This window comes from Gemmatimonadota bacterium (genome assembly GCA_016209965.1).
Lineage (GTDB): Bacteria > Gemmatimonadota > Gemmatimonadetes > Longimicrobiales > RSA9 > JACQVE01.
The window spans coordinates 1-9,571 of sequence record JACQVE010000220.1; the positions used below are offsets into that span (position 1 = coordinate 1).

Annotated in this window: 12 protein-coding genes and 1 pseudogene; 1 reads left to right on the forward strand and 12 read right to left on the reverse strand. The window is 68.9% G+C overall.

The genetic code is table 11. The features are described from left to right. The 3 genes from HY703_08785 to ndhC form a co-directional block, all read right to left on the reverse strand. Positions 1-639: NADH-quinone oxidoreductase subunit C (locus HY703_08785; GenBank protein MBI4545277.1), on the reverse strand; the 639-nt coding region annotated here is incomplete at its 3' end. Beyond that, a complete protein-coding gene (nuoB, locus tag HY703_08790; GenBank protein ID MBI4545278.1) occupies positions 636-1,271 on the reverse strand; it encodes an NADH-quinone oxidoreductase subunit NuoB in 636 nt (211 codons plus the stop codon). The genes HY703_08785 and nuoB, both read right to left, overlap by 4 nt. A 35-nt stretch (positions 1,272-1,306) precedes the next feature. Further along, a complete protein-coding gene (gene ndhC / locus HY703_08795) occupies positions 1,307-1,663 on the reverse strand; it encodes an NADH-quinone oxidoreductase subunit A (protein MBI4545279.1) in 357 nt (118 codons plus the stop codon). Positions 1,664-1,840: 177 nt separating this feature from the next. Here ndhC and HY703_08800 point away from each other — a divergent pair, with 177 nt between their 5' ends. Next, complete coding sequence (locus tag HY703_08800) at positions 1,841-2,395, forward strand: dCTP deaminase (protein MBI4545280.1); 555 nt, start codon at positions 1,841-1,843, stop codon at positions 2,393-2,395. On the opposite strand, the gene mdh is transcribed toward HY703_08800, so the two are convergent. The 9 genes and pseudogenes from mdh to HY703_08845 all read right to left on the reverse strand — a co-directional run. After that, positions 2,390-3,316: a malate dehydrogenase gene (mdh, locus tag HY703_08805; protein MBI4545281.1), complete on the reverse strand. Its 927-nt coding sequence runs from the start codon at positions 3,314-3,316 to the stop codon at positions 2,390-2,392. The genes HY703_08800 and mdh overlap by 6 nt on opposite strands. 250 nt (positions 3,317-3,566) lie before the next feature. Beyond that, on the reverse strand, positions 3,567-4,547 hold the full coding sequence (moaA, locus tag HY703_08810) for a GTP 3',8-cyclase MoaA (GenBank protein MBI4545282.1): 981 nt from the start codon (positions 4,545-4,547) through the stop codon (positions 3,567-3,569). A 1-nt stretch (position 4,548) separates the two neighbouring features. Next, positions 4,549-5,241, reverse strand: a pseudogene (locus HY703_08815) (molybdenum cofactor biosynthesis protein MoaE). An 82-nt stretch (positions 5,242-5,323) separates the two neighbouring features. Continuing rightward, positions 5,324-6,745 (reverse strand): FAD-dependent oxidoreductase, encoded by a 1,422-nt coding sequence (locus tag HY703_08820; GenBank protein MBI4545283.1) that lies wholly within the window; start codon positions 6,743-6,745, stop codon positions 5,324-5,326. 103 nt (positions 6,746-6,848) lie between these two features. Beyond that, positions 6,849-7,364 carry a hypothetical protein gene (locus tag HY703_08825; protein MBI4545284.1) on the reverse strand — a complete coding sequence of 172 codons (516 nt, stop codon included), beginning with the start codon at positions 7,362-7,364 and terminating at the stop codon, positions 6,849-6,851. Further along, positions 7,361-7,837, reverse strand: coding sequence for a zf-HC2 domain-containing protein (locus HY703_08830; GenBank protein MBI4545285.1), 477 nt, complete (start codon positions 7,835-7,837; stop codon positions 7,361-7,363). The genes HY703_08825 and HY703_08830 overlap by 4 nt, the downstream gene beginning before the upstream one ends. Then, on the reverse strand, positions 7,834-8,412 hold the full coding sequence (locus tag HY703_08835; GenBank protein MBI4545286.1) for a sigma-70 family RNA polymerase sigma factor: 579 nt from the start codon (positions 8,410-8,412) through the stop codon (positions 7,834-7,836). Before HY703_08835 ends, HY703_08830 begins: the two co-directional genes overlap by 4 nt. 113 nt (positions 8,413-8,525) lie before the next feature. After that, positions 8,526-8,942: an integration host factor subunit beta gene (locus HY703_08840; protein MBI4545287.1), complete on the reverse strand. Its 417-nt coding sequence runs from the start codon at positions 8,940-8,942 to the stop codon at positions 8,526-8,528. A gap of 41 nt (positions 8,943-8,983) precedes the next feature. Then, the coding region (locus HY703_08845) for a carbamoyl phosphate synthase small subunit (protein MBI4545288.1) at positions 8,984-9,571 on the reverse strand (588 nt) is incomplete at its 5' end.

A 9,571-nucleotide genomic window follows, 5' to 3' on the forward strand; every position in this document is an offset into this window, starting at 1 on the left:
CGCGATCTCGAGCTCCTGCGGGATGTAGTAGTCCTCCGCCTCCAACGCCAACGCCTGCCGCGTCTGCTCCGCCCGGCTGAAGCGCCCGCGCAGCGGGAAGTCCTTCCGCAGCGGGTGCCCCTCCGCGTAGTTCTCGGGCATGAGAATGCGCCGCAGGTCGGGATGCCCGCGGAAATGGACGCCGAACATGTCGTAGACCTCGCGCTCGAGCCAGTCCGCAGCCCGCCAGAGCGGGACGGCCGAGTCGACCTCGAGCGCCGCCAGCGGCAGCTCCACCTTGACGCGGAGCTGGCGCCGACGCGGCATCGACCAGAGCTGGTAGACGATCTGGACGGGGCGGCCGCCGCCGTAGTCCACGGCAGTCAGGTCAGCCAGGAAATCGTAGTGCTGGGACGGCTCGTTCTTCAGCCAGCCCAGGATCTCGAGGCTCCGCTCCGGCGGAACGAAGACTACCTGCTCGTCCCCCGCCACCACCTCGTGACGCAGCACGGCCGGGCCAAACCGCGAGAGCAGGGCTGCCAGCGAGGGGTGCTCCTGCGCGCCTGGCTGGGGTGGCAGGGGTGCTCCCACATCCGCCTCACTCGGGGACGGACCCGCCTCAAGCCCCGCCAGCCCCTCCCCCAGTTCCTTCTCCTTCACGGCTGGCGATCCCTAGGCTGCGCCAGGGCACCCGTCGAAACCAGACCGCTGGCGCGGTTCTGCTGCGTCGAGTTGCCGAACGGGCCCGTTATCGCGTCGATCACCGACGCAGGCATGTTCGGCTCGCCCACCGCCGCCGCATCCTCAGCCCGCAACTGCCGGTGCAGCTCCCGCTGCAACACCGATTCGCCTTTGATCTTCTCCTGCAGCATCAGGAGCCCGTACATCAGCGCCTCGGGCCGCGGCGGACAACCGGGCACGTAGACATCCACCGGGATGATCGTGTCAATCCCCTGCACCATCGAGTAAGCGTCGAACACGCCGCCCGACGAGGCGCACGCTCCCATGGAAATGCACCACTTGGGCTGCGGCATCTGGTCCCAGATCTTGCGCAGCACCGGCGCCATCTTGTAGGCCACCCGCCCGGCGCAGATGAGCACGTCCGCCTGGCGCGGCGAAAACGCCAGCCGCTCCATGCCGAAGCGTGCCATGTCGAAGCGCGAGGCCGCCAAGGCCATCATCTCGATGGCGCAGCACGCCGTGGCGAAGGGCATGGGCCACAACGAGTTGCGCCGCGACCAGTTGACTACGAAATCCAGCTTCGTGGTCAGCCAACTGGCGCCGCCGGGCAAGACTCCCGGCAACACCGGCCGCCCCGCCGACCCCTCTACTCCCACTCCAGCGCTCCCTTCTTCCACGCGTACACCAGACCCACCGCCAGTACTCCCAGGAACACCAGCATCTCCGCAAAACCAAAGAGCCCCAGACGCCGGAACACCACCCCCCACGGGATCAGGAACACCGTCTCGATGTCGAAGACAATGAACAGGATCGCCACCATGTAAAACTTGATCGAGAAGCGCTCCCGAGTGTTCCCCAGCGGCACCATCCCCGACTCGTACGGCATCACCTTGGCCGGCGTGGGCCGGAACGGGCTGAGCAGGTGCGACAGCACCACGATCCCCACCGCGTTGGCCAGCGACACGCCGAACAGGATCAGCACCGGTACGTATGCCTCGAGCACTGCGGCCGCTCCGAGCTTGTGAATTCCTTCACGTTCTGGGCCGGGCCAAGTTATCGAGCCGCGCGGCGGGGTGTCAAGCCGAAAACGTGGCTTGCCGCAGCGCCCGGACGCCTCCTACTTTGGCGCCGCGGGCGGGCGGCTGGAAGCGGGCGAGCGGACCCCTGGGGCGAGCCTCTCATGACCATCAAGAATGATCAATGGATCCAGCGGATGGCGGAGAATCACGGGATGATCGAGCCGTTCGAGCCGGGACAGGTGCGGGACGGCGTGGTGAGCTACGGCCTGTCATCTTACGGCTATGACATCCGGGTGGCCGATGACTTCAAGGTGTTCACCAATGTGCATAGCGTGGTGGTGGACCCCAAGGCCTTCGACCCCCGTTCGTTCGTGGACATCCATGGGAACCACTGCATCATCCCTCCCAACTCGTTCGCCCTGGCACGGACGCTCGAGTATTTCCGCATTCCCAGTGACGTGCTGGTGGTGTGCGTGGGCAAATCCACTTATGCCCGATGTGGTATCATTGTAAACGTGACGCCGCTGGAGCCCGAGTGGTGCGGCCATCTTACGCTGGAGATCTCGAATACCACGCCGCTACCGGCCAAGATCTATGCGCGCGAGGGGATCGCCCAGCTCCTGTTCTTCCAGGGGGATGAAGTTCCGGCGCTGACGTACGCGCAGCGGCAGGGGAAGTATCAGGACCAGCGGGGGGTGACGCTGCCGCGGCTATGAGAGCAAGGCCATGGTTTCTTTCACGGCCTGGGCGGAGCGGTTCAGCTCGATGCGCTCCTTACTGGTGAGCTCGACCTCGAGCACCTGCTCGAGACCGCCGCGCCCGAGCTTACAGGGGACGCCCAGGAAGAGGCCTTCCAGGCCGTACTCCCCCTCGAGCCAGGCCGAGCAGGGCAGGATGCGCCGCTGGTCGCGAACCATGGCCTCGACCATCTGGACGGTGGCGGCGGCGGGCGCGTAGTAGGCGCTGCCCGTCTTGAGCAGCCCCACGATCTCGGCCCCCCCCTGGCGCGTCCGCTCGACCAGCGCCTCGATGCGCTGCCGATCCAGCAGTTGACTCAGCGGGATGCCGCTGACCGTGGTGTAGGAGGCGAGGGGGACCATGGTGTCGCCGTGGCTGCCCAGGACCAGCGCCTGGATGTCCTGCACACTGACGTCCAGCTCCGTGGCAAGGAAGGCGCGGTAGCGTGCCGTGTCCAGCACGCCCGCCATGCCGATCACCCGTTCGCGCGGAAAGCCCGTGGTCTGCTTGCACACGTAGGCCATCACGTCCAGCGGGTTGGATACCACGATGACAATGGCATCCGGCGAGCTGTCGCGGATGTGGGTCGAGACCTCGCGCACGATGCGCGCGTTCGTGTTAAGCAGATCCTCCCGGCTCATCCCGGGCTTGCGGGCGATGCCCGCCGTGACCACGACCAGGTTCGAGCCCGCCGCCTCCTCGTAGCCGTTGCTGCCCGCGAGCTGCGTTTCGAACCCCTCGATGGGCGCGGATTCCCACTGGTCCAGTGCCTTGCCCTGGGGCACACCCTCGATGACGTCTACCAGCACCAGCCGACGGGCGAGGCTGCGGCGCGCCAGCCCCTGGGCTGTGGTGGCGCCTACGTTGCCCGCCCCCACGACCGTGATCTTGTCGACCATGATGCGATTCCCCTGACTTGCGCGGCTGTCTTCAACCGCGCGGCAAAGTAGGAGCGGCCGGCAGAGGTGTCAACGCGCGGAGTGGCCGCTACGGCGCTCTCTGCTTCTCTGCGCTGGAGCGGGCGGGTATGCTCTGCAGATACAGCCAGAGTGCGGATATTTCTGCGGGCGTGAGGAGACGTGTGTAGCGCCAGGGCATGGCCGCTAGGATGTCCGAGCCGTCGCGCCGCTTCCCCTCGGTCAACAGGCTTCATCCACCGACTTGCGAGAGCGCCAGCAGCCCGCCCGACCCCGCGGCGCTGCCCTGAATCAGCCAGTGGCGCTCCGGCTTCACACGCAGGGTATAGGCGACAAGCGGCTCGAGTGGCTCGCCGGCCCGCAGCGGACCCCGCAGGTCGGTCTGGATCTCACCGAACAGACACGGCCGCAACTGCCCGTCCGCCGTGAGACGCATGCGGTTGCAGCGGTCGCAGTAGTTGTGACTCATGGGGGTGATCACGCCCACTGTACCCGCTGCACCGGGAAAGTGGAAGTAGGTGGCCGGCCCGTTCCCCTGCGGCCCCGCGATCGGCTCGAGCGCGCCGACCCGCTCCAGCCGGGCCAGCATCTCGAAGGCGGAAATGAACTCGCGCGCCGAGACCCCCAGGTTCTCACCCACGGGCATGAGCTCGATGAAGCGCACGTGCCAGGCGCGCTCCAGCGTAACCCGAGCGAATTCCTCGAGCTCGTCGTCATTGCGGCCACGCATCACCACGGTGTTGATCTTGATCGGCTCGAACCCCACGCGCTCCGCCGCCTCGAGCCCCTCGACAATGCGGGCGTAGGCCCCCGGGCGGCGGGCAATTCCGTCCACGCGCTCCGCACGCAACGAGTCCAGCGAGATGTTGACGCGGTTCACGCCCGCGTCCCTCAACTCATCCGCCAGAGGAGCCAGGAGCACCGCATTGGTGGAGAGGGCGATATCCTCGATACCGGGAACGGCCGCCAGCATCCGGACCAGCGCGGGCAGCTCCCGCCGGACCAGCGGCTCGCCGCCGGTGATGCGGACGCGCCGCAGCCCCATGCCGGCCATGACCCGCACGACCTGGGAAATCTCCTCGTAGCTCAGGATCTCGTCGCGCCGGAGCCAGGGCAGGCCTTCCTCGGGCATGCAGTAGACGCAGCGCAGGTTGCACTTGTCCGTCACCGAGATGCGCAGATACTCGATGCGCCGGCCGAAGCCGTCCCGCATCTCACTCATGGGCCGGCTCTGTCACCGGGGGACCGCGCCCCTCGAGCCAATCCGTCTGCCCGTCCGCGTACCGCTCCGACTTCCAGACGGGAAGGCGACGCTTGATCTCCTCGATGATGAAGCGGCAGGCGTCGAAGGCCTGGGCGCGATGCGGGCTGGAAACCGCGATGGCCACGCTCACCTCGCCCACGGCCAGCTCGCCCATGCGATGCGCCACTGCGATGCGGCGTGTGCCCAGCCGCTGCGAAGCCTCCGCCGCGATCTCGCGCAGCACCCGCTCCGCCATCTCCAGGTACGCGTCGTAGAACAACCCGCTGACCGGCCGGCCGTCGTTATGGTCCCGTACGGTGCCCAGGAAGAGCAGCACAGCGCCGTCGCTGGGGCCGCCGACGCGGGCCAGCAGCGCGGCGGGGTCCAGCGGCTGGCGGGTCACACGGGTATCCATCACTCACCCGCCGGCGACGGGCGGAAGCAGCGCCAGCTCGTCACCCTCCTCGAGCCGCGCATCCAGGCGAGCATACTCTTGATTCACGGCGACGACCGGCACGGCGGGGAGGCCGGCGAGACCCGCGGCCCGGGTTCGAGCTGCAGCCACCGCCGCAGCCGCGGTGGCACCCTCCGGCAGCTCGAGCTCGAGCTCGCCGGTGCCAGCCAGGTCGCGGTAGAGGGCGAAGAGGAGAAGACGCACGCGCATAGGTTGCCTGCAAGGTAGGCGACCCCCGGCCGGGCGGCAAGATTTGGCTGCAGGATTTTGGCGACCGGCGCCTGACGCCCCCCTAGCGGACAGAGCGCAGGCGGACGAGGCGCCGGAGCAAGCGCCCGCCCGCGCCTTCCAGTTTCTGCCGGTACACCGTCTCCGCCGCCTTGCGCACGCCTTCGGGGAGCGTGGGATAGGGGTGCACTGCCCCGGCGAGCTGGCCCAGCCGGAGTCTGGCGCGCAGCGCTACGATCGGACTGGCGATCAGGCTGCCAGCATCGGGGGCGATCATCTGCGCGCCCAGCAGCCGCCCGCGGCGATCCGCCACCAGCTTGACGATCCCCTGAGCCTGTCCGTCGATGATCGCTCGGTCGAGGTCCTCGAAGCCGTAGCGGAAGACCTGCACGTTGCCGTAACGGCGGCCTGCCTCCGCCTCGGACAGTCCGACGCCGGCGACCTCGGGGTCGGTGAAAATGACCCAGGGCACGGCGGAGTAGTCCGCGCGGCGACGCACCAGCGGCACCAGCGCGTTGGCCACTACGAGGCGCGCCTGGTAATCCGCCATATGGGTGAACAGGTGCTTCCCGGTCACGTCGCCCGCCGCAAAGACTGCGGGCTGGCTCGTGCGCAGCGTGTCATCGACGACGACCCCGCCCGGTGCGACGGCCACGCCGGCCTCGGCCAGCTCCATGCCCTCCACATTAGGCCGGCGGCCGGTGGCGACGAAGATCTCTTCGCCGGCCAGCCATTCCTGGCCGGCACGCAGCCGCTTCCGCCCGTCCGCCGCCCGCTCGGCGGCGCTCACGGCCACGCCGGTGAGGACCCGGATGCCTTCCAGCTCCAGCACCCGGCGCAGTGCCTCGGCAATCTCCGGATCCGCGGCCTGGGGCAGGAGCTGTGGCTCCCGCTCCATGACCGTGACGCTCACGCCGAAGCGGGCGTACAACTGTGCGAACTCGAGGCCAATCGCTCCGCCGCCCAGAATCAGGATGCTGGCGGGCAGGTGGTCGCGTTCCAGCGCCTCCACGTGCGTCAGGTAGCCGGTATCCTCGAGTCCGGGGATCGGCGGCGCGGCGGCCCGCGAGCCCGTGGCAATGACAATGCGCCGCGCCTCGATCTGTCGCGACGCCGAAGAGACGCGGCCTCTGGCTTCGAGGCGAGCCGGCTCGAGCGCGACGTCCACACCCAGGCCGCGGAACCGTTCCGGCGAATCGTGCGGCTCGATGGCCGCGCGCACGCGCCGCATGCGCTCCATGACCTGGGCAAAGTCGGCTGCCGCCGCCAGCGGCGGCAGCCCCAGCAGCTCACCGTGGCGGGCCAGGTGGTAAACCTTGGCGCTGCGGATGAGGGACTTGGTGGGCACACAGCCGGTCCACAGGCAGTCGCCGCCCAGCCGGTCACGCTCGAAGAGAATGACTCGGGCGCCGAGCAGTGCGCCGCCGGCGGCTGTCACCAGCCCAGCGGTGCCGCCGCCCAGCACAGCCAGGTCGTAGCGTTCCATAGCCCATCGCCTGTAGTCAGGTACACGAAAAACCCCGCGTCGCCGCGGGGTCAATATCGGAGTCAGGCCGGTACCCCGTCAGGGTTCGGTGGCCCCCCGGGATTCACGGATGCCGTCCCCTCGACCCCTGCTTCCCCGCGCCGCGCCGCCTCAACTCGAGCACACGCTCGTGGAAACGGGCCCGCAGCACTGTGAACTCACCCCGCTGCCGCGGAGTCAGCAGCCGCGCCAGCCCCTGCTGCTCCTCGCCCCATACCTCGAGCTCGCCCGCGCGCACGGCGGCCAACTCATCCAGCAGCCGCACGAACCCGGCGTCCGCCGTAGCGGAATCCTCGAGCGCCTGCCCCAGCTCACGGCGCAGCCGGGCGGCCTCGCGGGCCAGCTCACCCCGCCGCCGGGCGCTCGCGCCGAGCACCGCGCCCAGTTGCTGCCGGCCTGCTTCGTCCAGCTCGAGCCGCCCCGCCACATGTTCGACGAAACGCTCGAGCAACTGCGCCTCGAGCGCGGCACGGCGGGAGTCCGCCCGCTGCGGCGACTGTCCCACCAGAATGCCGGGCAGCGCCAGAGCACAAAGCAGGAAGATCGGCAGCACGCCAGTGCCAGGCCGCACGCGACTCACGAATCGAACTCCGCCAGGAGTAGTTCCAGTTCCGGTTCCGAAAAATGTTCCGGCACGACCCCGCCGGCCAGCCATCCGTTCGCCCCCGGCCAGCCAGGCACGGTCTGCTCGAAGAGATCCGATGGCGCACCGGCGGACGCCCGCGACAGGGTCTCGCCTCCGCCGAGCACGGCGCGGAGCAAGACGGTGCCCCCCAGCAGGGCCGCCGCCAGACTGGCGGCCAGCAGCGCGGGGCGCCGAATGAGGCGGCGGCGCGGCGCCGAACCCAGCAGTGCTCGCAGCACCAGCGGCTGCAGCCCCGGTGGCGGCGCCACCGCCCAGCGGCGCAGCGTTGCGATCAGCTCCGCCTCGGCGCGGCAAAGCTCGCACCCCGACAGGTGGGCGTCCAGCTCCTGGAGCTCCGGCGTGCTCAGTCGGCCCGCCGCGCGGGCCGGCAGCAGGTCCTGCATGCGGGCGCAATCCCCGGGCTTCATCCCAGCCACTCCCTCAGCCGTTTGATTCCCAGATGATAGTTCACGCGAGCGGCGCCCTCCGAGCAGTCGATGACCGTCCCGATCTCCCGATAGCTCAGGTCCTGATAAATGCGCAAGGTCACGGCCAGCCGCTGTTTCGGCGGCAGCCGCTCGAGCGCCAGGCGCACGCGCTCCGCCTCCGCACGCAGCAGCGCAGCCCTCCCCACGTCGTCGCCCCCCGGCACTCCGGCCGCCGCATCCAGAAACACCTCGCGGCGCTGGCGGCGCCGGCGGGCCAGGGAGCGAGCGGTATTGACGGTGATCCGCAGCAGCCAGGTCCGGAAGCTGGATTCCCCGCGGAACCCGTCCAGCGCCCGCAAGGCGTTCACCAGTGCGGTCTGAGCGGCATCCTCCGCCAGCTCCCTTTCGCCCAGAACGCGCAGCGCGACGTCGTAAACGTCGCCCAGGTAGCGGGCCACCAGCCGCTCGAGCGCCTGGCCATCGCCCCCTCGCGCCCGCTGGATCTCTGCAACTTCATCTTCCCCCGCTCCCGCCGCCGAGCTCGGGAGGACGCGGGGACCTGCACGCTCACTCACGGGATATCGCCTGAAGGACAGACGCGCCTAACGGCCAGAACGTTAAACGACGGAGCGCCCCACCCGGCTCGCCGGATAGGGCGCCCGCAGCAGAGAGCCCGCCCCCGAGGAACTCAGCCCACCTCGACCGAGACCTGCACGCGCAGATCCTTGGATGGCTTGAAGATCGGCACCGCCCGGGCCGGCACCTCGACCGCATCACCCGTCCGCGGATTGCGCGCCATCCGGGAACGCCGCCTCCGCACCTTGAACGTGCCGAAGCCACGGATCTCGATGTTGTTGTGCTCCGCAAGGGCGTCTTTGATGGCGGTCAGCAGGCCGTCCACGATCAGGGCACAGTCCTTCTTGGTGATACCCGGGCCAATCGAGCTGGCTACCTGCTCGACGAGGTCGGCTTTCGTCATGATTCCTCCCACTAGCGCACGAGAGTGAGTTTGGGCGGGAGCGCGCTCTCCGCCCTGGCTATCCAGGGTACGGGCGAGAAAAAAGAAGCCGGCGAGGCATCGACCGCTGGAATCGGCTATGTTCATACAAGACGGGCGCGTAGCTTAATGTGAGCCCTGCACTTGAGTCAAGACTCCCGCCCTCGCGCCGCGCTCATCGCTCTGACGAAGCGGTCGAAGAGGTAGCGCGAGTCGTGCGGCCCGGGCGCCGCTTCCGGGTGATACTGCACGCTGAAAACAGGGAGCTCGCGGTGCGCCAGCCCCTCGATGGTGCCATCGTTCAAGTTGAGATGTGTGACCACCAGGGCGGGGGCGCCTTCTACATCGTGGTGGCCCGCGCCGCGGCGCACGGCAAAGCCATGGTTTTGCGAGGTGATTTCCACGGCTCCGTCATCCAGCCGCCGAACCGGATGGTTCCCCGCGCGGTGTCCATACAGCAGCTTGTACGTGCTGCCGCCGAACGCGCGCGCCACGAGCTGGTGGCCGAGACAGATGCCGAAGACCGGGGTCCGCTGCTCCGCGCAGCGCCGGATCGCCTCGAGTGCGTGACCCACGGCATCCGGGTCGCCGGGCCCGTTGGAAAGGAACAGACCGTCGGGTTTCTCGTCCGCCACGGCACCGGCCGTGGTGTGGGCGGGCAAGGTGGTGACCCGGCAGCCCCGCTCGGCGAGCAGCCGCAGCGAGTTCCGCTTGATCCCCAGATCATAGGCCAGGAC